We start from the raw sequence: 25,054 nt of genomic DNA, 5'->3' as shown, positions 1-25,054 counted from the left end.
CCTCCCCCTCACCTACCGTAGGAGCCCATGCACCCCGACCGACCGGACCCCTGGACCCCACCCGCCGACGCCGGGGAACAGCCCCGGCAAGTGCGCCGCATCCTCAAGCTCTTCCGTCCCTACCGCGGCCGGCTCGCGGTCGTCGGCCTGCTGGTCGCCGCCTCGTCGCTGGTCTCGGTCGCCACGCCCTTCCTGCTCAAGGAGACGCTCGACGTCGCCATCCCCGAGGGGCGCACGGGCCTGCTGAGCCTGCTCGCCCTCGGCATGATCCTCAGCGCCGTCCTCGCCGGCGTCTTCGGCGTCCTGCAGACCCTCATCTCCACGACGGTCGGCCAGCGCGTCATGCACGACCTGCGCACCGCCGTCTACGGCCGTCTCCAGCGCATGTCGCTCGCGTTCTTCACGCGCACGCGCACCGGCGAGGTGCAGTCCCGCATCGCCAACGACATCGGTGGCATGCAGGCCACCGTCACCTCCACCGCCACCTCCCTGGTCTCCAACTTCACCAGCGTGGTCGCCACGATCGTCGCCATGGTCGTCCTCGACTGGCGCCTGACCGTCGTCTCGCTGCTCCTGCTGCCGGTCTTCGTGTGGATCAGCCGCCGCGTCGGCAACGAACGCAGGAAGATCACCACCCAGCGCCAGAAGCAGATGGCCGCCATGGCCGCCACCGTCACCGAGTCCCTGTCGGTCAGCGGCATCCTGCTCGGCCGCACCATGGGCCGCGCCGACTCCCTCACCCGGTCCTTCGCCGACGAGTCCGAGCGGCTGGTCGGCCTGGAGGTGAGGTCGAACATGGCCGGCCGCTGGCGCATGGCCGTGATCGGGATCGTCATGTCCGCCATGCCGGCCGTCATCTACTGGGCCGCGGGCATGGCCCTCCAGCTCGGCGGCCCGGACGTCTCCCTCGGCACGATCGTCGCCTTCGTCTCGCTCCAGCAGGGCCTGTTCCGCCCGGCCGTCAGCCTCCTGTCGACGGGTGTGCAGATCCAAAGCTCGCTCGCGCTCTTCCAGCGCATCTTCGAGTACCTCGACCTCCCCGTCGACATCACCGAGCGCCCGGACCCGGTCCGCCTGGAGCAGGTCAAGGGCGAGGTCCGCTTCGACGACGTGGAGTTCCGGTACGACAGCGACCAGGACGGCGACAAGGCGGTCGGGCCCGTCCTCGACGGCATCGACGTCACGGTCCCGGCGGGCGGCAGCCTCGCGATCGTCGGCCCGACCGGCGCCGGCAAGTCCACGCTCGGCTACCTGGTGCCGCGCTTGTACGACGTGACGGGCGGCCGGGTCACCCTCGACGGCGTCGACGTCCGCGACCTCGACTTCGACACCCTCGCGCGCGCGGTCGGCGTCGTCTCGCAGGAGACGTACCTCTTCCACGCCACGGTCGCGGAGAACCTGCGCTTCGCCAAGCCGGACGCCACCGACGAGGAGCTGTACGCGGCGGCGCGGGCGGCCCAGATCCACGACCACATCGCCGCCCTGCCGGACGGGTACGACACGGTCGTCGGCGAGCGCGGCCACCGTTTCTCCGGCGGGGAGAAGCAGCGTCTGGCCATCGCGCGCACCATCCTGCGCGATCCGCCGGTGCTCATCCTCGACGAGGCGACGAGCGCCCTCGACACCCGCACCGAGGCCGCCGTCCAGGAGGCCATCGACGCGCTCTCGGCCAACCGCACCACGCTCACCATCGCCCACCGGCTGTCCACCGTCCGCGGTGCCGACCAGATCATCGTCCTGGACGCCGGCCGAGTGGCCGAACGGGGCACGCACGAGGAGTTGGTGGCGCGGGGCGGACGGTACGCGGCTCTGGTGCGAAGGGATGCACGACTGGAGCCGACAAGATGACGATACGCCAGGGATGCCGGTTTCGTGACGATGTGCGGGTTACCGTGCCCGCATGCAGAAGAACACTCCGCCACGGAGCACGATGCGACTGACGCGCCGGGGCCGTCTCCTCCTCATCGCGACCGGAGCCGTCCTGGCCGGCACCGCCGTGGCGGTGCCGCTGCTGACCCCGGAGGGCCACGAGGAGAAGAAGCCGACGTCTCTGGTGATCCCGGAGGGCTGGCGCGCGAGCCAGGTCTACACCGCCGTCGACAAGATCCTCGCCCTGCCCCCCGGCACCACCAGGAAGGCGCTGCCGACGGCGAACCTGAGGCTGCCGATCGACGCCGAGGGCAACCCGGAGGGCTACCTCTACCCGGCGACGTATCCGCTGGGCGAGAAGCCGACGCCCCAGGCGTTGCTGACGCAGATGGTCGACACGGCGAACAAGAAGTTCAACGGAGCGCCGATCGCCGCCGGGGCCCAGCGCAACGCGATGAACGTCTACCAGGCGGTGACCATCGCCAGCATCGTCCAGGCCGAGGCCGCCACCAAGGCGGACATGGGCAAGGTGGCCCGGGTCGTCTTCAACCGCCTGGAGCGCGGCATGCCCCTGCAGATGGACTCCACGATCAACTACGCGCTGAACCGCTTCACGGTGAAGACGACGGCGGCCGACACCCGCATCGAGAGCCCTTACAACTCCTACCAGCGCATGGGCCTGCCCCCGACGCCGATCGACAACCCCGGCCAGGACGCGATGCACGCCGCGATCAACCCCGTCCCGGGCGACTGGCTGTACTTCGTCACGGTCAAACCGGGCGACACGCGCTTCACGGCCGACTACGCGGAACACCAGCGCAACGTCGCCGAGTTCAACCGGAACCAGCAGAGCGCGAAGGCCTCGCAGAGCCCGTCGACGTCCCGGTGACGGCGGAGATCCCCGTGACGCCGGTGACCGCGGAGGTCCCGGTGAGCACAGGGCCGCACGGTCCGCGCATCCGCACGACCCGGTGACCGGCACAGTGACCGGCCGGGGTGTCAGGCGGCGACCGGCTCCTCGGCGCGTCCGGCGAGCAGCCGCCTGATGTCCCGCACGGCCGCGCGACCGGCCCGGTTGGCGCCGATGGTGCTCGCGGACGGTCCGTAGCCGACGAGGTGGACGCGCGGGTCGGCGACCGCCCGCGTGCCCTCGACGCGAATGCCGCCGCCCGGCTCGCGCAGCCGCAGCGGCGCGAGGTGGTCGACGGCGGCCCGGAAGCCGGTCGCCCACAGGATGACGTCGGCGGCCACCCGCCGCCCGTCCCGCCACTGCACGCCGTCCGGCGTGATCCGGTCGAACATGGGCAGCCGGTCGAGCACCCCGTCCGCCAGCCCCTGCCGGATCGCGTCGTTGAGCGGCAGCCCGGTCACCGAGACGACGCTCTTCGGCGGCAGCCCCTGCCGTACGCGTTCCTCCACCAGGGCGACCGCGGCGCGGCCCGCGTTCTCGTCGAAGGGCCCCTCGCGGAAGACGGGCGGGCGCCGCGTCACCCAGGTGGTGGCGGCCGCGAACGGGGCGAGCTCCAGCAGGTGCTGCGTACCGGACGCACCGCCGCCCACCACGACCACCCGCTGCCCGGCGAACGCCTCGGGCCCCGGGTACTGCGCGGTGTGCACCTGCCGCCCCCGGAAGGTGTCCTGGCCCGGGTAGCGGGGCCAGAACGGCCGGTCCCAGGTGCCGGTCGCGTTGATCAGGGCCTTCGTCGCCCACGTACCGTCGGAGGTCTCGACGAGCAGCCGCCCGTCGGCCCCCTCGCGCACGGCCCGCACGTCCACCGGCCGCCGCACGCGCAGGTCGAAGGCGCGCTCGTAGCGGTCGAAGTACCCGGCGATGACCTCGGACGACGGCCGCGCCGGATCCGCGTCCGTCAGCTCCATACCGGGCAGGGAGTGCATCCCGTGCACCTTGCCGTACGTCAGTGACGGCCACCGGAACTGCCAGGCGCCGCCGGGGCCGGGGGAGTGGTCCAGCACCACGAAGTCGCGCTCCGGCTCGAAACCGGCGCGCCGCAGGTGATAGGCGCCGGCCAGACCCGCCTGACCGGCGCCTATGACGACCACCTCGACCTCACGCGTGTTGTTCACGCTTCCACCAACACGACCGGGGTCGAGGATCTTCCCGTCGGCCTCCTCCGGGCTCGCCGCGCCCGCGGGAGCCGTACAGGCCTGACGAACTCCTAGGAGGACGCGCGAGGACGGCTGGTGGAGGCGGGCAGGTCGCCGTTGTACCGCGGGCCCACGAAGTCCCCGAAGTCGACCTTCCGCGGAATGAGCCTCGGCTCGGTGAACGTGTCGGCGATCTGCTGCTCGGAGGTCCCCGACGTTCAGCGTGACGCAGCCCTTGCCGTCGGTGCCGCCGACGGTTCCCGTGCCGAGTTCCCGCCGCAGGCGGTGAGGAGGAGGGAGAGGAGCAGGGCGGCGGGCGCGAGGTGGCGTCGCAGGGGGATCCGTTCTGTGGAGGGAGGGGCGTGGGGAGCCGAGGAGGGTGAGGAAGGGGAAGGGAGCGGCGGTCAGGCGGCTTCGGCGGCGGCCGGGTCCACCCCGAGGCGCCGCAGCAGTGCCGCCCGCAGTGCGGCGAAGCGCGGGTCGGTGACGTCGCGCGGGCGGTCGAGATCGACCCGCTGCTCGTGCGCGATGACACCGCCGTCCATCACCAGGACGCGGTCGGCGAGCAGCACCGCCTCCTCGACGTCGCGCGTGACGAGCAGCACCGCGCAGCCGCGGCGCCGCCACAACTCGTCCACCAGGCGTTGCGCCGTGATGCGGGTGAGGGCGTCGAGCGCGCCGAACGGCTCGTCGAGCAGCAGCAGATCGGGCTCGCGGACCAGGGCCCGGGCCAGGGAGGCACGCTGCGCCTCCCCGCCGGAGAGCGTCTTCGGCCATGCGGCGGAGCGGTGGCCCAGGCCCACCTCCTCCAATGCCCTCTCGGCGACCGGGCGTCGAGGTCGACCGGGCAGACCGAGGAGCACGCTGCGCCACACCCTCTTCCACGGCCTCAGACGCGGCGCCTGGAAGGCGACGGCCTTGCGACGCGGCACCAGCACGGTTCCCTCGATGTCGCGGTCGAGCCCGGCGAGGATGCGCAGCAGCGTGGACTTGCCGCAGCCGCTGCGGCCGAGCAGCGCCACGAACTCGCCCGGCCGGATGTCGAGTCGCAGGTCGTCGGTGACGGCGCGGCCGTCGAAGGAGCGGGTCAGCCCTTCGACCCGCACGGCAGAGGCCGGGGTCACCGGCCGGTGAACGTCGGTCGCCATTGCGGCAGCAGCCTTTCGAGGGAGCGGACGACGAAGTCGGCGAGCAGGCCGAGGAAGGCGTAGACGATGAGGCAGACCACGATCACGTCGGTCCGCAGGAAGTCCCGCGCCTGCACCATGAGGAACCCGATGCCGGAGTCGGCGTTGACCTGCTCGGCGAAGACCAGCGCGAGACAGGCGATACCAGCGAGTAGCGCAGGCCGGTCCATCGCGCCGTGCAGTGCGCCCGGCAGTACGAGGTGCCGTACGAGGCCCCGGCGCGACAGGCCGAGGGACTCCCCGGCCTCGACCGACTGCGCGGGGGCGTGGCTGATGCTCATGGGGGCTCCACGGGGAGGAACGGCGACCGGTGGGGGCGGGCGGGCGCGCCTCGCCGCCGCGTCACGGTCGGTTCAGCGGTGACCGGGAGTGCGGGCAGGGTGGGCCGAGGCGGGCAGGCCGCGAGGGGAGAGGAGGTGAAAAGGCGTCAGCGGCCGTGGCGACACGCGGCGGAGGCCACCCGCAGCAGGTCGATGTGACCGCGCGTGGTGAGCAGGGCTGAACGCAACATGCCGCCGAACGTAGCCAGGCGGCCGCCCATGGTCAACGGCCGTCTCGCGCAGCGGACCTCCCGTATCACGGGCCGGGCGGTCCCAGGGGTGTGGAATCCGGCGTGTGGGTCAGGATGGGGGCATGTCAGATGCGTTCACCACCCGAGTACTGCACATCGCCTCCGGCTCACAGGAGACGGTCGTCGACCTCACCCGTGACTGCGAGGCCTTCCTGCGGGACGCGGCCGCCGGCCGCGACGGCCTCCTGAACGTCTTCGTCCCGCACGCCACCGCCGGTATCGCGATCATCGAGACCGGCGCCGGCAGCGACGACGACCTGCTCGCCGCCCTGCACACCCTCCTGCCCGCCGACGACCGCTGGCAGCACCGCCACGGCAGCCCCGGCCACGGCCGCGACCACGTCCTCCCGGCCTTCGTCCCGCCCCACGCGACCCTGCCGGTCGTGAGCGGCAGGCTGGAGCTGGGGACATGGCAGTCCGTGTGTCTGGTGGACACCAACAAGGACAACCCGGAGCGCAAGGTGCGCCTGTCGTTCCTCGGGCCCTGACCGGCCCGGCCGGCCCTGCCCGCCCGGCCGGCCGGACGCGACGCCCGACGTCTCACGGTGGCCCCCCGCCGAACCCCGCCCCGCCCGCGCGCGTCGCTCCCGGGTCGGTGGACGGGCGCTGTGTCGACGACTGTGGTGGATTCGGCAAGACCCCGTCACCGAGCTGTGAAGTCGCTGTGCGATCTTCTACCTGGTCAACGCCAGTTCGTGCTTCTCGTTCGGGGGAAACATCACCATGAGTACTCTTCGCAGAGCCTTCGTCGTCCTCGCCGTCGTGTCCGGTCTGGCCCTGACCGCCTGTGGCCCCGCCGAGGAGGACGCGGCGGCCGGGGCCGACGGGCCGGCCGCGAGCACGACGGAGGCGGTGACGCCGTCGAAGCCGACGACTGCGGCGCCGCCGTCGGCGTCCGCGGGCACGGCCTCGCCCGGCGGCGGGGACGGCTCGTCGACCGACCCGGACTACGACGTCTTCCCCTGCAGCACCTACGACGTCACCTTCACCGCGACCCTGGCGGAGCCCACCACCAGCAGTTACCTGCTGAAGATCACCAACAGGAAGACCAAGGCGTGCAGGGTGCTGGGCCACCCGGTCGTGACCTTCGGCGACCTGGACGGGCAGGCCACCGAGCGCGGCGAGGCCCCCGGCATCGAGGACGCGATCAGGCTCGAACCGGGCCAGTCCGCCTACGCGGGGCTCATGGGCGGTGTCGACGACGGCACGGGCAAGACGGTCGACTCGATCGCGATGACGATGAACACCGAGTCCGACCTGGAGCAGACGCCGCTGGAGGCGTCGACTCCCGGTCTGCACGTCTCGCCCGACAAGAACTCGGTGACCGCCTGGCTCGGCAACGCGGAGGACGCGCTCAGCCTGTAGCCGAGGCGAAGGAGCGTCCGGACCCGCCGTCAACAGGCGACGACGACGGCGGGCCGGGCGGGCCGGTGGTGCGTACCGGCGTCGGCGACGGCGGGCCGGGCGGGCAGGTGGTGCCTACGGACGGGGTGGGCGGGCCGGTGCGGGGCGGAGGCGGTCACGCCCGTGAGTGTGTCCGCGCCGTCGGCGACCGGCGCTGCCGTGTCCCGTCGGCCGTCCGCGAAGACGAACAGCCGCAGGACCAGGAAACGGCCGATGCCCGCCAGGGCGGACGCTCCGAGGTACACGGCCTGCTGTGTGAACAGGCCGGGGGACGACTGGACCACGTACAGAACGGCCATCGCGACGCAGGTCACCAGGTAGGCGGCCGTGGCCGAACCGGCGGACTGCAGGTGGTGGCGCAGGCCCGGGCGCCGGCCGGTGCCGAAGGTGAACAGGGCGTGCAACTCGGTGCACAGCAGGGTGGAGGCGACCGTGATCACCGCGTTCGCCAGGGCCCAGGGCATCAGCGTGGCCAGCAGGGGTACGGCGATGCCGGAGAGGAGGCCGACCCCGCCGCCGCAGACCACGAACCGGACGAACGAGGCGAGGACGCCCGGCTTCGACGGGGACGGGGACTCCATGACGTTTTCCTTCCGGGCGGGGCACGGACCTCTGCTGGACTCGGACGACTCTGGCCGGGCCGCGATCGGGCTTCAACCGGGTTTTTTCTCAACCGGGTTGAACGATGCCGTGTCCCGCCCGCCGGAACGAGGGAGCGGGCCACCCAACCGGGGGTGGGGCTGACCCCACCACGAGGGTCGGGTCACACCGCCGACGCTTCGGAGCGCCCCCTCCCCACGGGTGCCGGACCCTCACCCCGCCGGAGCCGGAAACACGGTGACCGGGACGCCGCTCAGCCCATGCTCTTGGTGCCGTCCAGGGACTCCCGGATGATGTCGGCGTGACCGGCGTGCTGCGAGGTCTCACCGATGAGGTGCAGCAGCACCCGGCGGGCCGACCACCGCGCGCCGGGCTCGTTCCAGGGGGCCGGCGGCAGCGGGTGGGACACGTCGAGGTCCGGCAGGGCGGCGACCAACTCGTCCGTGCGCCGGGCCACTTCCGCGTACTCCTCCAGGACACCGGCCAGCGTCTCGCCGGGCAGCAGCCGGAACTCGTCGGCGCGCCGGGCCCAGTCGTCCTCGGTCATCCGGGTGAAGTCGCCCATCGCCGCCGGGCCCTCCTGGATGAAGGCCACCCAGTTCCGCTCGACCGAGGTGACGTGTTTGATCAGGCCGCCCAGGCACAGCTCGCTCACCGTGGTCCGGCGGCCGGCCTGCTCGTCGGTGAGGTCGTGGGTGGTGAGGCGCAGGAAGTGCCGGTGGTGGGCCAGCGCCTCCAGCAGGTCGGCGCGCTCACCGGTCGCGGCGGGGGTGGTGGGGGCGTCGAGCGGCTGCGTCGTGTTCATGGTCTCCGGCTTCCGTCGGTGGTGTTCCGTGGACGAGCACCACGTTAGAAGCCATAGAGGTCAGATCCTGACCTAAAGAGCCGGGAGAACGTGCGGGGGAGGAGCCGCGGCCGCGGCCCCTGCCCAGGCCGCCGCGCACAACCCCCGCTCCACCTCCTCCGTGTAGAGCGCGGCGGCCAGCCAGGCGCGCGCGAAACGGTCCGTGTCCGCCGGGAGGAGACGCCCGAAGGCGTCACGGGAACGGTCCGCGGCGGCCGCCTCCAGCTCGTCGAGGAGATCGCCCGCCGTGGCCAGCCCGAGGCGGCGCAGGCGGGCGCTGTCGCCCGACCCACCGCCGGGGAAGGCCAGAACACGGCGCCCCCCGGACACCGCCTGGTGGACGCGGCGGCGCAGCAGGTGCAGCGGAGCCTCGTCCGCGAGGGGAGCGACCGCCCCCGGCACCGGAACCGGCCCCGAAGGCAGGTCCGCCCGCTGGAGGCGGTCCAGGCCGAGGTCCACGCGGGCGGTGGAGTCGGTGGGGTGCTCGGCGGCGAGCAGCAGGGCGCGCGGGAGCGGTCCGGGGACCAGCCGGGCGATGAGCCGCAGGCGGCTGCCCCGGGCGGCGGCCAGGAGGCGGAGGTTGTCGCGGTAGGGCAGGGCGGGGTCGTCGTGGGCCGTGACCAGCCGGAGGGCCAGGCCGTCGCAGTCGGCCAGCAGGCAGTCGCCGGCCGGCTCCCGGACCGTGCCGCTGAGCGTGACGTCGAGGAAGAGCAGGTCGTGGCCGTCGTGCAGTGCTCGGGACACCTGCTCGGCGACGGGCACGGCCCACAGCCGGTCCAGCGGCTCGCCGTGCCAGGAGGCGCCGGACGCACGGACCGCCCGTACCCCCGCCCCCGCGCCGAGGCGGCCCGTCGGGGAGACGGTCGCGCCGGACACGGCGAGGCCCGCCCGTGACAGCTCACGGTGGGTCAGGGCGGTGTCGCCGACGCGTACGGCCCGGTCGGCGGCGCCGGTCGCCCGAGCCGGGCCGCCCGGTGCCACGTCGGAGACCGTGTAGAGGCGTCCTTCGGCGTCGGCGGTCCAGGTGACGGTGCCCGCGTACCCGGTCGCCGTCAGCACGGGCTCGGAGAAGAGCCCGTACAGACGCAGAGAGCCGTCCGGGCGGTACGGCTGCCGTACCGTGCCCCGCAGGTCGGCCAGGTCCGGGCCGGTGGTGAGGGGCAGGCGGTGGGTGAGGCCCAGGACGCCACGTACGGCGCCCGCCAGGTCGGCGAGGCGGTACGCGGGGTCGGCGGAGCGGGCCGCCCGCACCCCGGTGACCACGGAGACCGCCGCGGCGGAGGCCCGCGGGAGGCCCGCGAGGCGAGCGGTGTGCGCGGCGCGCAGCAACTCCGCCTGCAGCACGGCGCCGGCCCCGTCGGTGCCCGCCTCGAGGACGGCGGCCGCCGCGTCGAACACGGCCCGGGCGGCGACGCGTTGGCCGACGGTGACGGTCTCGTCCTCCGCTTCCGGTCCCGCTTCCGTCGAAGCGTTCGCCGCGGGGCCGGTGTCGGCCTCCGCTGCCGTTCCCGCTTCCTCCGGGGCGTCCCCCGCGGGGCCGGTCGCGGCCGGCGCCTCGGACGCGACCGGTGCCGCCGAGGCCGCGGCCGCGCGGTGCAGGCACTCCGGAGCCAGCAGGCAACCGCAGCGGATCGCGTCCGCGCCGGTCACCGTCCCGCCGGGCGCGTGCAGTTCGAGGTTGGTGTCGTCGTCGACGGCGATCCGTACGGTGTCGCCCTCGCGGACCACCGGACGCGACGCGAGTTTGGCGACGCCCGCGTCCAGCCGCTTGCGCAGCCGGGGCGACAGCGCCCCGACGAGTTCGGCGGTGACGGACGGGGCGACCGGAGGCAGGTCCGGGCTCATGCGATCTTCTCCCCTACCCAGCGGGCGAGTTCGAGCGGACTGAGGGCGGCGACGGGCATGCCCGCGTCCACGAGCCGGCCCGCGACGCCCGTGGAGTAACGGGGCCGGCCCGTGTCGTCGAGGCTCGCGCAGCCCAGGACGTGACAGCCCGCACCGACGAGCGCGCGGACCTCGGCGAGCAGGCCGCCCAGCGGGTAGCCCTCCTCGAAGTCGCTGACGACCACGACGAGGGTCCGCGACGGCACGGTGACCAGCTCGCGCGCGTGCCGCAGCCCCGCCGTGATGTGGGTGCCGCCGCCCACGCTGACCTCCAGCAGCAGCGACAGCGGGTCCTCGACATGCCCGGTGAGGTCGATGACCTCGGTGGAGAAGGCCAGGAAGTGCGTCGACAGGGTCGGCACCCCGGCCAGCACCGAGGCGGTCAGGGCCGCCCACACCGTGGACGCCTCCATGGACCCCGACACGTCCGTGACCAGGATCAGCCGCCAGTCGGCGGCCCGCCGCGCCCGCGTACGGAAGACCGGGCGTTCGGGGATCACCCGCACCGTGCCGTCGGGGCCGCGGCGCGCGGTCGCGAGGTTGGCCCGCAGGGTGCGGGACAGATCGAGGCCGCCGCCGGGCCGCCTGCTCGGCCGCGGCAGGGCCGTGCCGTGCAGGGCGGGACGCAGCCGGGTGGCCAGTTCCCGGGTCAGCGCGTCGACCAGCCGCCGTACCAGCGGGCGCAGCGCGGCCAGCCGGGCCTCGGGCAGCCCGCCGGCGTGGCGCAGCACGGTCCGCAGCAGGTCGACCGAGGGCCGCGCACTGTCCGCGTCCAGCTCGGTGAGGACGTCCTTGCGGCCCGACGCGGCCGCCGCCGCCAGCACCTCCTCGCGGATGCCCGGCCCGAACAGCGCGGCCAGCTCCTGCGACCACTCCCGCACCCCGGGATACGGCACCTCCCGGCCGCCCCCGGCCCCCGACCCGGTGAGGTCACCCCTGCTGCCCTCCCCGCGCCCGCTGCCGTACAGCTCGTCCAGCGCGGTCGCCAACGGAGCCGCGGACGACGGCAGTCGGTCCGTACGGCGGCCCAGCACGAGCCGCCAGCGGTCGGCCGGGCCCAGCAGGTGGTCCTCGGCCCGAGGGGCAGCGGCCGCGGCGGTGACGTCCTCCTCGGCCCGGCCCGGCGCCGGCAGCAGACCCAGCGACCGCAGGGTGTCACGAGCGGCGAGGTCCGCACGGGTCCAGACGGCGAGCGCGGCCGGGTCGACGCCGTCGGTGTCGGCGACGTGCGCCGCGTCGAGGCGTTCCTCGACGGCCGCCAGGAGACGGTCGCGGGCGGCGGGGCTCAGGGTGTCGAAGCCGCCCCGCAGCGCGGGAAGCCGGTCGAGGAACTCCCCGTCGGACAGCTCCGACACGCGGTCGAGCAGGGGCTCCAGCGCGGGCGCCGCCGCCTCCAGCAGCGGGCCCGCGGCGGTCAGCAGCCCGCTGAGCCGGGCGGTGAGCGCCGCCCGGGAGTCGGCGTCGACGGCCCCGTCGACCCAGGAGGCCACCCGGTCCCCGAAGACCCGCGCGTCCTCCTGTCCGAGCAGCACCCGGACGGCCCCGGCGGCGCCGCGCATCAACGGCGAGCCGTCGGCGGCCAGCCGGGCCAGCGCGTCGGTGAGCCGGATGCCGCCCAACAGGTCGGCCCGGTGGGCGAGTTCGAGCAGGGCGTGCGCGTCGGCGGGGTCCTCGGAGCCGGTCAGCCCGTCCACCTGCCGCACCGCCGCCGAGGTGAGCGGCCCGGCCACCGCCGCCACCCGGGCCGTACGACCGCCGTCGGCGCCGAGCCCCGGGATGTGACCGGCACCCAGCCGGTCCAGCAGGGCCAGACCGGCGAGGAGTTCGGGGAGGGTGCCGGCCGGGGGCAGCACCCCGGCGACATCGTCGAGCCGCTCGTCCGCCAGCGCGGGCAGACCGCACTGCGCCGCCTGCGCGAGCCCCTCCAGGCACTGCGCGGCCGTCGGCCCGCCCTCGTCCCGCTGGGTGCGCCGCCGCTCGCGCAGCACTCCCTCGGCGGCCTGCGCGGGGGTGACTCCGCGCACGCCGGCCGCGGTCAGCATGGCGGCCGTCGCGGGCGTCCAGCGGACTTCCCAGCGTGAGGTGAGGGCCTCGGCGCCGCCCGCGCCGACGACCTCCTTGGCCTCCGCGTAGGGCACCCCGCACACCGTCAGCCGGCGCAGCAGCAGCTCGCGGCGCCGGTCGAGGTCCGACCGCAGCGGGTCGAGGCGCAGATCACGGCCGGGGCCGCCCGCCGCCGGCCCGGGCAGGCCCAGCTCCGCCACCTCGGCCTCCACCGCCGGGGCGAGACCACTGCGCGGCGCGTCCGGAGCGGGACTGCCGGTGCGGGTGCCGACGAGCACCCGCTCCATCGCCCGCGCCACGGCCCGTCCCCGCCCGTACGGCTCGCCCTGCGCCAGCACCGTCTGCACGGCCTCGACCAGCTCCCCCCGGCCCGCCGCGGGCAGCCCGCGCAGCCGCGCGAGGTCCGAGGCGAGCCGGGTGATCTCGCGCGCGTCGGCCGGACCCGACGGATGCCCGAGGCTGCGCAGCTCCGCACAGATCCGCACGGCCGCCCGCGTCAGCGCCTCCGCCAGCGCCGCCGGATCGCCCGCCGCGCGCCGGACCATGTCCTGCCACTCCGGATCGCGGATGCCCGCCGGGTAGCCGGACCGCTCGTCGAGGAGGGAATAGGCGTACGGGATCAGCGAGGTCGTCCACACGGCACCGGTGGGGCCGCTCACGTCGGGGTCGGCCTCGGCGTCCTCCTCCGCGGGCCTCCCGACCAGCGCCGGAGCGTGGAAGGCGCCGACCACCACGGCGGCCCGCTCCCCGTGCGCGGTGGCCTCGGCGAGCCGGGCCCGCATCCACCGCTCCCGCCGCAGATCCAGCTCGGGCACCCCGCCCGAGGCGGCCGCGTCCTCCCGCAGCGCCCAGCCCGTCAGCAACGCCGCCCGGCGCAGCGCCTCGGGCGGGGAGCCGGGGGCGGTCGCCTCGACCAGCCGGTCCCACAGGTCGTCCCCGGGACGGCCGGTCAGCCCGGCCCGCAGGGCGGCGGCGAGCCCGGGCCGGCCGGCACCCTGCGCCGGGGTGTGCCGTCCCCCGCCCCACGCCCGGTCCGCGAGCGGCAGATCGCAGGCGATCACCGGCACGCCGTGCCGGAAGGCCCACCGGACGGCGGCCAGTTCGGGCGAGAAGTCCGCGAACGGATAGAACGCGGGCCCCCCGCTCCCGTCCCCGGGTGCGGCGGCGAGCGCCACCGGGGCCCGGGTCCCCTCGTGCCCGAGCCACGGCAGCCATTCCTGCATCTCGGCCGGCAGCTCGACGAGCAGCACGTCCGGCTTCGCCTCCTCGAGCAGCACGGGCACGGCGGCGGCGAGGGAGGGGGCGTGGTGCCGTACGCCGACGAGGTAGGGCGCCGACGGCCCGGTGAGGACCGCGAGGGCCTCCTCGGGGAGAGCCGGGAGACCGGGCACGCCTGCGGAGCCGGGCGCGCCCGGTCCGGCGCCGGACGACACGCCCGGCTCGGGGCTGGGGGAGAGGGACACGGCCGTCAGCCCTCCAGGACCGAACGCAGGTCCCACAGGGTGCGCCAGGTGGCGGAACCCTGTTCGGCGCGGCGGCGCACCGGACCGTCCCAGTAGCCGCGCAGTCGGGCCGCGTCGGCGGGGTCGTCCTTGCGGACCACCCCGAGCAGGTGCCCCGGCAGCAGGCCGAGCACGTCACGGTCCCCGGGGAAGTACGCCGCCGCGAGGGCCAGCGCCCCCGCGACGGACACCGCCTCCGCGGTGCTCATCACCGTGGACGGCCGTTCCACCTCCCAGCCCTCCGCCGACCGGCCCTCGCGCAGATCCCGGAAGGCGGTCACCAGCGCCTCCAGCACGGCGTCGTCGACCTGGAACGGCGCCCCCGCCCGCTCCACCGACGCCCGCGCCTGGCTGCGCACGAGAGCGGTCTCCGCGTCGAGATCCGGAATCGGACCCACCGTCTCGAAGTTGAAACGGCGCTTGAGGGCCGCGGACATCTCGGATACGCCCTTGTCCCGCAGGTTGGCGGTGGCGATGAGGGTGAAACCGGGCGCCGCGTGCGCCAGGGCGTCCTCGGTGCCCGCCAGCTCGGGCACGGCGATGCGCCGCTCGGAGAGCAGCGACACCAGGGAGTCCTGCACCTCCGGCAGACAGCGGGTGACCTCCTCGACCCGGGCGACGGCGCCCCGGCGCATGGCGGTCAGCACCGGCGAGGGCACCAGCGCCTGCCGGCTGGGGCCCTGCGCCAGCAACAGGGCGTAGTTCCATCCGTACTTGAGCTGGTCCTCGGTCGTGCCCGCGGTGCCCTGCACGACCAGCCCGCTCGTGCCGCACACAGCGGCCGACAGCAGCTCCGACAGCATGGACTTAGCGGTGCCGGGCTCGCCGACCAGCAGCAGACCGCGCTCGCCCGCGAGGGTCACCACGCACCGCTCGACCAGCGCCCGGTCACCGACGAACTTGCTCTCGACCACCATGCGGCGCGGCACCCCGTCGGGCACCTCGGCGGCGTCGGGCAGCTTCAGGGCCCGGCCGTCGCTGCCCATGACGAACGTGACGACCGCCCGCGGGCTGAGCCGCCAGGCCGGCGGACGCGGCCCGTCGTCGTACGCGGCGAGGAAGGCCAGTTCGCCGGCGTACCGGTCCTCGGGCGGGACGACCTGGCGGGCCGGCGTGGGGGCTGGGGAGACAGTGGTGGTCATCGGTGCGGGTTCTTCCAGGTGTGCGGGGACGGCGGTCATCGGCGGCGGCCCTTGCGGGTGGCGCGGGTGGTGAGCTCCTCGTAGGCCGGGGCGTCACCGGCGCGGACGCGGTCCCACGCGCGCGTGAACAGCTCCGGCACCGGCAGCAGCGGAACCGCGCCGGTGTGGTCGCGGAGCGGGTACAGGCCCTCCTTCCAGACCTCCACCGGCAGCGCGGGCGCCTTGAGGTCGTACCAGCCGCACGGCAGGAACAGCGTCCGCCCGGCGCGCGGCCGCCTGGCCTCCACGACCAGGTCGGTCGCCGCGAGTTCGGCGCGGGCCTTCTTCGTCCGGGCGGGCTTCCAGCCGGTCCAGCGGGCGCAGTTGCGGTCCGTGGGGTCGGGCAGGGCCAGCAGCTGGAGGTAGAGCGCCGCCGCGTCCTCGCCCAGGCCGTGAGCCCCGGCGACCTCGGAGACCAGCTCCGGCACGCTGACGGTCGGGTCCTGCGCGTGCCCGGCGGGATCCCCGGGACCGGCGCCGGCGGCGACCGCGCGGGCGAGCTCGTCGCCGAGGATCGTCCGCAACGCCGGCAGACCCGCGCCGCGGTCCGTTCCGACCAGCCCCTCGACGAGCCCGAACACGGCGTCGTCCGGCCCGGTGAGCCCGGCCGGGCGCACCAGGACGGCTTCCTCCTCCTGGTACCAGGGGCGCAGCACCAGCGCCTCGCCCAGCCGCGTCAGGCCGTCCTCGTCGGCGCCCCCGGTGGCGGGCATCCCGTACGCCTTGCGCAGGGGGACCGCGGTCCTTCCGCCCTTCTCCGCCCAGGAGATGTCGAGGTCGAGGAGCAGCCCCGGGTCGGCGACCCGGCGGCGCAGCGCGGCGAGGCTCTCGGGCAGGGCGGCCCGCAGCGGGTGTCCGTACGGCAGCGAGTAGGCGAGTCCGGCCAGCGAGGCCACGGCACGCGTCAGGTCGTACCGTCCGGGCAGGGCGCGGGCGTCCTCCGGGACCAGGTTGCCGTCCTTGTCGGTGCGCTGCACCGTGGTGCGGCTGATCCACGGGGTGCGACCGGGGTTGAGGACCGCCTCGGCGGCACCGAGGGGCGTGCCGGCCAGGGAGAGGTTCCCGACGAGGCCCTCGGGCAGACGGACCACCCCGCCGAGCCGTTCCTCCCACACCCGGCCCGCCGCCTCCGTGTCCGGGCCGGACGTCCACAGGTCAGCGGGGTTCTCGGGCAGCAGCGCACCGATGAGCGCCGCCCGGTCATCGGCGTCGAGGCAGCGCAGCAGAGCGTCGCCGGTCTCCTTCTGGCGAGGCTTCAGCCCGGTCGCGGCGATCACCTCGTCGGTGAGCTGCGCCGGCTCACCGGCGAGCAGCAGCGCCGCCTGGAGCGGTCCCACCCCGCCCCGGGTCGCTGCGGCGAGCGCCTCGGGCGCCTCCGCCTGCCAGGGCGCGGCCCCCTTGTCGCGGACCAGCCGGGTCACGGCGGCGAGCGCGTCGGCGGGGAACACCGGCGGATGCGCGGTCTCCCTCTCCAGCGTGAAGTGGGCGACCGCGCCGAACACGCCGGCCGGGTCGTGGTCCAGGGCCAGCCAGTGCACGCGCCCTGTCTGGCGGTCGGTGTTCTGGCAGCCGAGGACGACGACCGTACGGCCCTCGCGGCGCAGCACCTGACCGACGCGTTCCTGCTTGTCGTGCGGCTCGCTCAGCACGATCTCGCGCAGCGCACCCCCCGGCGCGGCCAGCGGCCCGTCCGTGACCGCCTCGAGCAGCAGGAGCAGCGCCTCCCGGTGCGCGTCGGTGACGGTCGGGGAGGCGGCGCGGTAGGCGAGCGGGCGCAGCGCGTCCAGGACGGACGGCCACATCAGGCCGATGCCCGGGACGGTGAGGTCGTCGCTCCGCCATCCGCCGGTGGCGCGCGTGAGCCGGGCGGTCGCGGGCAGCGGCTTGCCGTCGGCGGGCTCGCCGGAGAGCACGTGGTTGACGGCGCGGATCTGCCGCAGGGCGGTGTACCGCGTGCCGCTGCCCCACCAGCCGGGCAGATGGGCCAAGCCGTCCACGGCCTCGCGCACCGTCTGGTCGTCGCCGTGCGCGGGGCTGTAGTCGGCGAACATGCCCTCGGCGCGCCGCCGGTCCACCTGCGGCCGCTCCACCGGAGGCGCCACGAACGCGGCGGTCGACTCCGCGAGACGCAGCACAGCGCGCACCAGGGAGGCGACACCGGTGAGCAGGTGCGGCTCGGTGAGGTCGGGCAGGCAACGGGAGACGGCCTCCCGCACGACCTCGTCGGCGCTCGGGACGACGGGCTTGCCGGTCGCCGTGCCCGTGGTGGTGCCGGCCGCCGTGCCCGGGGTGCCGGCGTTCCCGGTCGCCGTGCTCCCGACGACGGCGGCCGCCGCCGAACCGCCACCCGCCGCAGCCGGAACGGACGCCGCAGCCGACGCCGACCCAGTGGCCGCAGCCGCAGCCGCAGTCGCGGTTCCGGCCGCCGCCCACAACGCCGCCCGCTCCGCGAGCGCCTCGGCCCCCGCGCGCAGCACCTGCCCGGCCTGCTCGTCGCTCAGCGCCCGCAGGACCGCCGACGCGGCCTCGTCCCGAGGCCGCAGCGCGTGCCAGAAGTCGACCGGCGGCACGAGGCGTGTACCCGCGGCGAACTCGCCGCCCCGCTCCAGCGGCGTCACCCGCCCCAACTCCAGCGCGGCGGACGCCTCGTCGGTCGTGTACAGGGCGACCTGCCGGTGCAGGGCGACGACCACGGGCTCGGCGCCCGGCAGCCGCAGCGCGCCGAGCGGAACGCCCGGCACCTTCCCCGGTCCCGTCGGCAGGGTGACGGTCCGGCCGTCCGGTGTGCCGGCGGTCAGGTGGACCTCGGCGCCCTCGCCCTCCCTGCGCACCCAGCGGCCGAGGACCGTGCCGTCCGTGCCGAACGGGCTGTGCTCCAGGCCGGGCTGGAGCGGCAGCACCGCGCAGTGCTGCTGCAGCACGGTCGCGCCCTCGCGGATGCCGGTCCGCAGGAACGCGGGCAGCGAGGCACGCCCGTGTGTGCCCGTGACCGGGTCGTACTCCAGCCACACCTGCTGCCGACCCTGCCTGCCCTGACGCCAGTACGAGGTGCCGTCGCCCAGGACGGGCCGGCCGGGCGGCAGGACCGTGTCACCGGCGTGCAGCGCCCGCCCGCCGGTGGCGCGGCCGCCGCCGGGCATCGGGATCGACGGCTCGCCGGCGTCGCTGCCGCCGTACCAGCGGGGGAGCTGCTCGCCGCCGAGCGGGAACACGTCGGACGGACGGGCCGACCAGTAGCCGCACTGCTTGCCGTCCTGCCACCACATGACCAGCAGTTCGCCGTCCGTGTAACGGAACGACGGCCGCTGCCAGCGGTCCAGTCCGTCGGGCAGGCGCAGGTCGTGCTCCAGCAGGATCTCCTGCGGGCCGACGACGATCGCCTTGTGCCGACGGGCGAGGATCAGCGCGGGCCAGGCCTCCGTGACGGACAGGGTGTCGTCGCGGTCGCGCCGGGTCTCGGCGTCGAGCCGCGCCAGCGCCTCGTCGAGGGCGGGCCAGCCCAGCTCGTCCGGGATGCCGGCGCGCAGGGTGCGGCCGAGCAGCGGCGTCACCTCGTGCGCGGCGACCTTGGCGACGGCGGCCGGGCTGACCCCGGCGGCGACCGTCCGGAACGGACGCAGCTTCTCCAGCGCGGTGCGCGCCGCGGGCAGGCCGGCCGCGGCGACCAGCTCCTCGGCCGCGTCGTCCAGCCACTCGCGCAGCACGTCGGCGAGAACGGGGTGCCCGGCCAGGCCGTTCAGCAGTTTCGCCTCGGGGCGGTGGCCGCTCAGGGTCCCGACGGACACGTACAGCAGACGACGCTGGCGCGGGTCCGCCGCGACGGCCGTCAGCTCGCGCCGGCCCGGCCGGGTGTCCTGCAGCCAGCGGTTCAGGGGCAGGAAGACGTCCTGGTCGGCGCCGGGCAGCTTCAGCGGCACGCCCTCCGCCACGCACAGGTCCAGCAGGTCCAGGTCGGCGCCGGCGTGCCAGCGGCCCGTGAACAGGTCCACGGGGCGGCCCTGGGCGCGCAGCCGCGGCGCCATCCGCTCCACCAGCGCGAGGGTGGCCGGCGAGCGGTCGGCGACCGAGCCGCCGTGCTTGCGGTGCAGGGCCCAACGGCTGAGCCAGTCCGCCGCGTCGGTCCCGGCCGCCGGGTCCGCACCGTCGGCCGCCGCTCCGGCCTCCCCGGTCAGCAACAGGTCGGCGCCCGTCTCGGCGAGCAACGCCAGCCAGAACTCGTCGTCCTCGGTGGTGCGGCCCAAACCCGCCGGCATGATCTCCAGCAGCCGGGCCCGCACGGCGGGCCGCTGCTCGGCCAGGACGACGAGCGTCGCCCGGTAGGTGTTCCAGAAGGACGCGGGCGCCCGGACCGCCGCCGGCGAGGCGATCAGGTCGGCGACCAGGGCGCACTCCTCGGTGACCCGGTGCAGCCCGGCCGCCTTGATCAGCCCGCGCGCGTCCTGCGGCAGCGAGGCGTACGGCGGCATGCCGGCCGCACAGCGCTCCACGGTCAACTGCCGGAACTGCGCCCAGGCGTCGGCCGGGCTGAGCCGCGCCGCGAGGGCCTTCACATGTTCCTTGAGGGCCTTGACGGTGAGGGCTCCGGCGAAGGCGAACTCCAGGAAGACGGCCCGCTGCCGCTCCTCGTCCACGGCCAGCGCGTGCACCCGCTCGGCCTCGCGGGCCTTGCCGAAGAAGGCGGCGGCGTAAGTGGTGTTCTCGTGCTGGAGGAAGACGCGTGCGGCCTGCTCGTAGAAAGTGGGCAGGAAGTGCGGCACGGCCCGGCCGAGCCGCTCGCCGAGCGCCTCGAAGCCCTCCTTCGCCGTGCCCGGACGGGATTTGGCCTGCCGGGCGAGCCGCTCGACGTCCTTGACCAGCGCCAGCGCGTGATGCCCGTTCGCCGGGTCGTTGACCAGCGCCCAGGCGGGGAAACCGAGCGTCTCCCGGCGCACCTGACCGACCTCGGGCGTCTCCGCCTCCCTGGCCAGGCCGAGGAACTCCAGCGCCAGGTCCTCGGCCTCACCGAGGGTGCCCGGCACGAGCCGGACGATCCGCCGCCCGTCCAGCACGGGATGGGTGTACGTGCGGACCGTGAGGACGTCGGCGTCCTCCCGGTCCGTGGTGCCCGGGGGCAGGACGGCGCCGGCGTCGAGCAGCGCGGCCGCGGTGGTCTCGTCGTACGTCGTGATGGCCGTCATGCCGCCCGCTCCTCGTCCTCGATGTCGCGCCCGGCGTACAGCCCGGCCGCCATGCGCATGCCCTCCGACCAGGCCACCGGCCCGACCTGAGCGAGCTTCAGCACCCGTCCCGCTGAGTCGGTGAACACCAGCGGGCCGGTCTCGGCCTCCTCGTAGCCCTCGTAGTCGCCGACCCACACCCGGGCCTCGACGGTGCGGCCGCCCTCCGGGACGGAGTGGACGGCGTGGCCGCCGCGCACGCGGTAGCCGAGCTGGGTGACCCGGCCGTGCAGGAAGCGCTGCTCCTTGAACGCCCCACCCGCGTACTCCTCCACGGAGGTGGCGTCGGCGTCGAGCGCGGCGGGCCGGTGCCACACCTCGCGGAAGAGCTGCTGGGCGCGCTGCTCGACGCCGAGTTCGACGGCGAACTCCCGCAGTTCCTCCAGGTCGTCGAGGAGCACGGGGTGCGGGAGGTGGACGAGGTCCGGCGTGATGCGGACCGTGTCACCGTCGAGGTCGACCAGTCCGAGGCCGCGCTCGGGGTCGGCGTCCCGAAGGAATCCGGCCACCTCGCCGTCGGTGCCGGTGACGACGAGGTCACGCAGGGCGGCCTGCCAGGCCGGGTCCGGCCACACCCGCGCGAGGACGGCGAACGGCACCGGCAGGGAGCGCACCATCCACCGCTCCACGTCGGTCAGGCACTGGCGCTCGTGCCGTTCCAGCCACTCGACGAGCTGACGCAGGCCCACCACGGCCGGATCGTCGGCGATCTTGGGCGGCACGGACTTCAACCGCCGCCCCGCCGCGTTGCGGCACACCACCTTGCCGTCGTCGAGGGCGACTTCGTAGTCGCCGGCCGACACCCACCCCATGTGTGCCTCCCGCACCCGCAGTGATCAAGTGACGGGAACTCTAGATCAGGCCACTGACAACGACCCCGGGCGGGCGATGACCCGGGCCGGACGGGGCGGGACCGCAGGCCGCCGTCGTGGACCGGGGGTGAGCGGAGGGTCCTGGAATCGCCCTTCGGGGCTGGGCGGCGAGGCTGCCCGTACCCGGATCACGGGGATGGGATCCGGGCACGGGCAGCCCGCGCACCTCCTCGAACCGGCGAGACCCCAGGATCGTCGCCGGTGGACGGCCCGGCCGCCCACCGACGCGGAGGGGAGCGGTCTCGCCGTGGAGGACCGTGTCGAGTCCTTGACACGGCAGGGAGAAGGTACCCCCGCCCACCGGGCGGCGGCGATCCGCTGAGCGTGGCCGATTCGCGCACGCCCAGGGGCGGATCAGGGACCGGATCAGGGAGCGCATCCGGGACCGGATCAGGGACCCGATCAGGGGGACTTCAGTGTCTCCGAGGGCAGTTCGCCGTACCGTTCGCGGTACTTCTCCGCGAATCGGCCGAGGTGCCCGAAGCCCCAGCGGAACGCCACGTCCGCCACGGTCGTCCCCGCCGGATCGGCCCGCGTCAGCTCCTCCCGGATGCGCGCCAGCCGCACCTCGCGCACATACGCCATGGGGGACAGACCGAGCTGTCGCCGGAACGCCACCTGCAGCCAGCGTGCGCCGACCCCCGCCACGGCGGCCAACTCGACGGTGGTGAAGGGGCGTTCGGGGTGGGCGTGGACCGCGTCCAGGACCCGTTCCACCGGGCGGGCGGCCGTGGGCGCGGCCGCGGCCGGCGGGGTGTCGAGGTCCTCCCGGTACGCGTGGCCCGTGGCCAGCAGCAGACCGGTCAGCAGGGACTCCGCGAGCTGGGCGGTCAGGAGCGGCTGGTGCAGCAGACCGCCGTCGTTGTCCATCTCCGCCACGACCAGCCGGGCCAGCCGCGCCCAGGTCGCCCCCGGACCCGAGGTCGGGTCCAGCTCGGGCGCGAGGCGCAGCGGCGTGCGCACCGGCCGGCCCAGCAGACGCTCCAGATGGCGCTCGAGGGCGCGCGCCTCGATCTTCACGGCGATCAGCCGGCAGTCCGGGTGCCAGCGCTCCAGCGATGTCCGCCCCTCCGGTTGGAACACGGCGGCGCGGGCCGGGGTGGCGAGCGCAGACTCCCGGCCCGCCTGGCTCCACTGGAGCCGGCCCGACAGGGGCAGGTCGACGTGGTAGGCGCCCAGGTCGCCGAAGCGCATCCCGACCGGGGCGCCGCAGCTGAGGTCACCCACGGTCAGCGGCCCCAGCCGCACCACCTCGAACCGGGCGTCGAGCACCCCGGCGGGGTCCAGCAGGGTCATGGAGGTGGCGTAGTACGTGGCGTCGACCGCCGCACGCGCCTCGTCCACGTCCGTCGTACGGAACGAGAACCTGCGGGCGGCCGGGCCCGTACCGCCTGCGGCGGACACCTGTGCCCGGCCGGTCTCGTCAGCCCTCGACCCAGCCGTGGTTCTTCGCGAACTGCGCCAGCGAGCCGCGGACCTGCAGGATCTGCTCGGCGGTCAGCGAGGGCGCCGCCGTCAGCAGGGCCTCGGTGACGTCCCGGGTGAACTCCTCCGTGCTGAGCACGTCGCACAGGACGTCGTCGTCGGCCGCCAGCGGCTTGCCGTCCGCGCCCCGCGCGAGCCGCACCCCGGACGCCTTCGGACCGCGCTCGCCGTCCTCGATCTCGAACTCCACGACGACACCCCGCCGCACCTGCGACTCGGGCATCAGCATGTCGTTCACGTGCAGGAAGACATCCTCCCCGCCGTCGTCCGGCGCGATGAACCCGTAACCACGCTGGCTGTCGAAGCGCACCACACGACCAGCAACCATCCCAACCCCCAGCAAACCTCGAAACACCCACGTCGGTGAACCTGACCAGATCGTAGTTCAACCCCGACGGCCCCCGAGCGACTCCCGGGGGGCTCACTGCGCACGGTACAACGCCGTGAGCAGCTCCATCACCGCCTGGGTCGCCGGGTGCGGATCGTCGCGCCACCACACCAGGCGGACGGCGACCGGCTCGGCGTCGCGGACCGGCCGGTAGACGATCCCGGGCCGCGGATACTGGTTGGCGGTCGCCTCGGCGGTGATGCCGACGCCGCGGCCGGTGGCGATCACGGTGAGCCAGTCGTCGACGTCGTGGATCTCCTCCGTGGCCGGCCGCGCGTCCGGCGGCCACAGCTCGGGGGTGGTGGTGCCGGTGCGGCGGTCGACCAGCAGCGTCCGCCCGCTGAGGTCGGCGAGCCGCACCGAGCGGCGCCGGGCCAGCGGGTCGTCGGCGGCCAGCGCGCACAGGCGCCGCTCCAGGCCCACGAAGGCGCCGTCGAAGCGCCGGTCGTCCAGGGGTCGGCGCACCACCGCCATGTCGCAGGCGCCCTCCGCGAGCCCGGCGCTGGCGGAGTTGACGCGCACCAGCTGGAGCTCCGTCCCGGGGTGCCGCGCCGCCCACTGACGCTGGAAGGCCAGCGTGTGGCGGCCCAGCGCCGACCAGGCGTAGCCGATCCGCAGACGGGTGTGGCCGGAGGAGGCCTCCCGCACCAGGGAGTCCACCTCGCCGAGCACCCGCCGCGCGTGCGCCGCCACGCGCAGCCCGGTCGCGGTCGGCGTCACGACCCGCGACGTACGCCTCAACAGCCGTACGCCGAGGGCGCGTTCGAGTGAGGCGAGAGTGCGGGAGACGGCCGCCTGGGAGATGCCGAGCACGGCCGCGGCGTCGGTGAACCCGCCCTCGTCGAGGATCGCGACGAGACACCGCAGCTGCCTCAGCTCCACGCCCGTCCCACGATCCATGACCACAGCGTATCGATCGCTCGCCGCATGCATTTTGCGCAACGGCGACCGCGGAGCACGCTTTCGACCATGTCCGCCGTATCCCCCGCAGGGGCGCCCACCGCACCGGTCCCGTCCGCGCCCTCGGCGCCGCCCGCCCCGCGGCGGCTCGCCGGAGTGGTCACCATGGTCGGCAGCGGTCTGTCCAACCAGACCGGCGCCGCGATCGGCTCGCTCGCTTTCCCGGTCCTCGGCCCGGCGGGCGTCGTGGCGGTACGCCAGTACGTCGCCGCGGTCGTCCTGCTGGCCGTCGGCCGCCCCCGCCCGCGGTCCTTCACCCGGCACGAGTGGGGACCGATCCTGCTGCTGGCGCTGGTGTTCGGGACGATGAACCTCTCCCTGTACACGGCGATCGACCGCATCGGCCTCGGGCTGGCGGTGACCCTGGAGTTCCTGGGCCCGCTGGCCATCGCCCTGGCCGCCGCGCGCCGGCGGGTCGACGCCTGCTGCGCGGTGATCGCCGCGGCGGGTGCCGTGACGCTGATGCGCCCGCAGCCCTCCACCGACTACCTCGGGATGGGCCTCGCCCTCCTGGCCGCCGTCTGCTGGGCGGCGTACATCCTGCTCAACCGGACCGTCGGGCGGCGTGTGCCCGGGGCGCAGGGTTCGGCCGCCGCGGCCGCCGTCTCCGCGCTGGTGTTCCTGCCGGTCGCTGTCGTCCTCGTGCTCCGTCACCCGCCGACCGCCCCGGCCGTCGGCTACGCGGTCGCCGCCGGTGTGCTGTCCTCGGCCGTGCCCTACCTCGCGGACGTGTTCACGCTGCGGCACGTGCCCCCGGCCGCGTTCGGCCTGTTCATGAGCGTCAACCCGGTGCTCGCGGCGCTGGTCGGCTGGATCGGCCTCGGACAGGGCCTCGGCCTCGTCGACTGGTCGGCCGTGGCCGCGGTCGTCCTGGCCAACGCCCTCAGCATCCTCGCGGCGCGGCGCGGGTGAGGAGCCGGC

The 25,054-nt window shown here is 75.0% G+C and carries 18 protein-coding genes and 1 pseudogene; 5 read left to right on the top strand and 14 right to left on the bottom strand.

Annotation, left to right across the window (positions count from 1 at the left end; all coding sequences use genetic code 11):
* The first annotated feature begins 27 nt into the window (after window positions 1-27).
* Window positions 28-1,848 carry an ABC transporter ATP-binding protein gene (locus ACIBBD_RS04640; RefSeq protein ID WP_399417816.1) on the top strand — a complete coding sequence of 607 codons (1,821 nt, stop codon included), beginning with the start codon at window positions 28-30 and terminating at the stop codon, window positions 1,846-1,848.
* A 52-nt stretch (window positions 1,849-1,900) separates the two neighbouring features.
* Window positions 1,901-2,758 (top strand): endolytic transglycosylase MltG, encoded by an 858-nt coding sequence (mltG, locus tag ACIBBD_RS04635; RefSeq protein WP_399417815.1) that lies wholly within the window; start codon window positions 1,901-1,903, stop codon window positions 2,756-2,758.
* A 110-nt stretch (window positions 2,759-2,868) separates the two neighbouring features.
* Here mltG and ACIBBD_RS04630 read toward each other — a convergent pair whose 3' ends face one another.
* The 4 genes and pseudogenes from ACIBBD_RS04630 to ACIBBD_RS04615 form a co-directional block, all read right to left on the bottom strand.
* Window positions 2,869-3,954, bottom strand: coding sequence for an NAD(P)-binding domain-containing protein (locus ACIBBD_RS04630; RefSeq protein ID WP_399417814.1), 1,086 nt, complete (start codon window positions 3,952-3,954; stop codon window positions 2,869-2,871).
* 425 nt (window positions 3,955-4,379) lie between these two features.
* The gene (locus ACIBBD_RS04625; protein ID WP_399417813.1) at window positions 4,380-5,123 is read right to left on the bottom strand and encodes an ABC transporter ATP-binding protein; all 744 of its coding nucleotides are present in this window, start codon (window positions 5,121-5,123) and stop codon (window positions 4,380-4,382) included.
* Window positions 5,096-5,422 (bottom strand): annotated as a pseudogene (locus ACIBBD_RS04620) (ABC transporter permease subunit); the annotation flags it as partial. The gene ACIBBD_RS04625 and the pseudogene ACIBBD_RS04620, both read right to left, overlap by 28 nt.
* A gap of 167 nt (window positions 5,423-5,589) precedes the next feature.
* Window positions 5,590-5,673 (bottom strand): putative leader peptide, encoded by an 84-nt coding sequence (locus ACIBBD_RS04615; RefSeq protein ID WP_351306644.1) that lies wholly within the window; start codon window positions 5,671-5,673, stop codon window positions 5,590-5,592.
* Window positions 5,674-5,795: 122 nt separating this feature from the next.
* On the opposite strand from ACIBBD_RS04615, the gene ACIBBD_RS04610 reads away from it, so the two are divergent.
* Together ACIBBD_RS04610 and ACIBBD_RS04605 are read left to right on the top strand one after the other, a co-directional pair.
* Complete coding sequence (locus tag ACIBBD_RS04610) at window positions 5,796-6,221, top strand: secondary thiamine-phosphate synthase enzyme YjbQ (protein ID WP_399417812.1); 426 nt, start codon at window positions 5,796-5,798, stop codon at window positions 6,219-6,221.
* 235 nt (window positions 6,222-6,456) lie between these two features.
* Window positions 6,457-7,098, top strand: coding sequence for a DUF4232 domain-containing protein (locus ACIBBD_RS04605; protein ID WP_399417811.1), 642 nt, complete (start codon window positions 6,457-6,459; stop codon window positions 7,096-7,098).
* Between the two features lie 29 nt (window positions 7,099-7,127).
* Here the strand turns inward: ACIBBD_RS04605 and ACIBBD_RS04600 are convergent, their stop codons facing one another.
* The 10 genes from ACIBBD_RS04600 to ACIBBD_RS04555 all read right to left on the bottom strand — a co-directional run bounded on the left by ACIBBD_RS04600 (window position 7,128) and on the right by ACIBBD_RS04555 (window position 24,073).
* Entirely contained in the window at window positions 7,128-7,718 is a 591-nt protein-coding gene (locus ACIBBD_RS04600) for a hypothetical protein (protein ID WP_399417810.1), read from the bottom strand.
* Window positions 7,719-7,990: 272 nt separating this feature from the next.
* Window positions 7,991-8,542, bottom strand: a complete 552-nt coding sequence (locus ACIBBD_RS04595; RefSeq protein WP_399417809.1) for a DinB family protein — start codon at window positions 8,540-8,542, stop codon at window positions 7,991-7,993.
* A 72-nt stretch (window positions 8,543-8,614) separates the two neighbouring features.
* Complete coding sequence (locus ACIBBD_RS04590) at window positions 8,615-10,426, bottom strand: hypothetical protein (RefSeq protein ID WP_399417808.1); 1,812 nt, start codon at window positions 10,424-10,426, stop codon at window positions 8,615-8,617.
* Window positions 10,423-13,992, bottom strand: a complete 3,570-nt coding sequence (locus tag ACIBBD_RS04585; RefSeq protein ID WP_399417807.1) for a DUF5682 family protein — start codon at window positions 13,990-13,992, stop codon at window positions 10,423-10,425. Before ACIBBD_RS04585 ends, ACIBBD_RS04590 begins: the two co-directional genes overlap by 4 nt.
* 5 nt (window positions 13,993-13,997) lie before the next feature.
* The gene (locus ACIBBD_RS04580) at window positions 13,998-15,173 is read right to left on the bottom strand and encodes an AAA family ATPase (protein ID WP_399417806.1); all 1,176 of its coding nucleotides are present in this window, start codon (window positions 15,171-15,173) and stop codon (window positions 13,998-14,000) included.
* A gap of 35 nt (window positions 15,174-15,208) precedes the next feature.
* Window positions 15,209-20,389 carry a hypothetical protein gene (locus ACIBBD_RS04575; RefSeq protein WP_399417805.1) on the bottom strand — a complete coding sequence of 1,727 codons (5,181 nt, stop codon included), beginning with the start codon at window positions 20,387-20,389 and terminating at the stop codon, window positions 15,209-15,211.
* Complete coding sequence (locus tag ACIBBD_RS04570) at window positions 20,386-21,240, bottom strand: DUF4132 domain-containing protein (RefSeq protein ID WP_399417804.1); 855 nt, start codon at window positions 21,238-21,240, stop codon at window positions 20,386-20,388. The genes ACIBBD_RS04575 and ACIBBD_RS04570 overlap by 4 nt, the downstream gene beginning before the upstream one ends.
* A gap of 462 nt (window positions 21,241-21,702) precedes the next feature.
* Complete coding sequence (locus ACIBBD_RS04565; protein ID WP_399417802.1) at window positions 21,703-22,704, bottom strand: AraC family transcriptional regulator; 1,002 nt, start codon at window positions 22,702-22,704, stop codon at window positions 21,703-21,705.
* A gap of 19 nt (window positions 22,705-22,723) precedes the next feature.
* Window positions 22,724-23,113: a cold-shock protein gene (locus ACIBBD_RS04560; RefSeq protein WP_389516594.1), complete on the bottom strand. Its 390-nt coding sequence runs from the start codon at window positions 23,111-23,113 to the stop codon at window positions 22,724-22,726.
* Window positions 23,114-23,206: 93 nt separating this feature from the next.
* The gene (locus tag ACIBBD_RS04555) at window positions 23,207-24,073 is read right to left on the bottom strand and encodes a LysR family transcriptional regulator (protein ID WP_399417801.1); all 867 of its coding nucleotides are present in this window, start codon (window positions 24,071-24,073) and stop codon (window positions 23,207-23,209) included.
* A gap of 156 nt (window positions 24,074-24,229) precedes the next feature.
* Here ACIBBD_RS04555 and ACIBBD_RS04550 point away from each other — a divergent pair, with 156 nt between their 5' ends.
* Window positions 24,230-25,045: an EamA family transporter gene (locus ACIBBD_RS04550; protein WP_399418129.1), complete on the top strand. Its 816-nt coding sequence runs from the start codon at window positions 24,230-24,232 to the stop codon at window positions 25,043-25,045.
* The last annotated feature ends 9 nt before the right edge of the window (window positions 25,046-25,054 follow it).

Source organism: Streptomyces sp. NPDC051315, from assembly GCF_044455165.1.
Taxonomy (GTDB): domain Bacteria; phylum Actinomycetota; class Actinomycetes; order Streptomycetales; family Streptomycetaceae; genus Streptomyces.
This window is presented reverse-complemented; position numbering and strand designations above follow the sequence as displayed.

Coding starts and splice junctions, on each gene's coding strand:
- ACIBBD_RS04610 (WP_399417812.1), top strand. CDS start 5,796: ATGTCAGATGCGTTCACCACCCGAGTACTGCACATCGCCTCCGGCTCA.
- ACIBBD_RS04600 (WP_399417810.1), bottom strand. CDS start 7,718: ATGGAGTCCCCGTCCCCGTCGAAGCCGGGCGTCCTCGCCTCGTTCGTC.
- ACIBBD_RS04575 (WP_399417805.1), bottom strand. CDS start 20,389: ATGACGGCCATCACGACGTACGACGAGACCACCGCGGCCGCGCTGCTC.
- ACIBBD_RS04615 (WP_351306644.1), bottom strand. CDS start 5,673: ATGTTGCGTTCAGCCCTGCTCACCACGCGCGGTCACATCGACCTGCTG.
- ACIBBD_RS04595 (WP_399417809.1), bottom strand. CDS start 8,542: ATGAACACGACGCAGCCGCTCGACGCCCCCACCACCCCCGCCGCGACC.
- ACIBBD_RS04570 (WP_399417804.1), bottom strand. CDS start 21,240: ATGGGGTGGGTGTCGGCCGGCGACTACGAAGTCGCCCTCGACGACGGC.
- ACIBBD_RS04555 (WP_399417801.1), bottom strand. CDS start 24,073: ATGGATCGTGGGACGGGCGTGGAGCTGAGGCAGCTGCGGTGTCTCGTC.
- ACIBBD_RS04560 (WP_389516594.1), bottom strand. CDS start 23,113: ATGGTTGCTGGTCGTGTGGTGCGCTTCGACAGCCAGCGTGGTTACGGG.
- ACIBBD_RS04640 (WP_399417816.1), top strand. CDS start 28: ATGCACCCCGACCGACCGGACCCCTGGACCCCACCCGCCGACGCCGGG.
- ACIBBD_RS04605 (WP_399417811.1), top strand. CDS start 6,457: ATGAGTACTCTTCGCAGAGCCTTCGTCGTCCTCGCCGTCGTGTCCGGT.
- ACIBBD_RS04590 (WP_399417808.1), bottom strand. CDS start 10,426: ATGAGCCCGGACCTGCCTCCGGTCGCCCCGTCCGTCACCGCCGAACTC.
- ACIBBD_RS04580 (WP_399417806.1), bottom strand. CDS start 15,173: ATGACCACCACTGTCTCCCCAGCCCCCACGCCGGCCCGCCAGGTCGTC.
- ACIBBD_RS04625 (WP_399417813.1), bottom strand. CDS start 5,123: ATGGCGACCGACGTTCACCGGCCGGTGACCCCGGCCTCTGCCGTGCGG.
- mltG (WP_399417815.1), top strand. CDS start 1,901: ATGCAGAAGAACACTCCGCCACGGAGCACGATGCGACTGACGCGCCGG.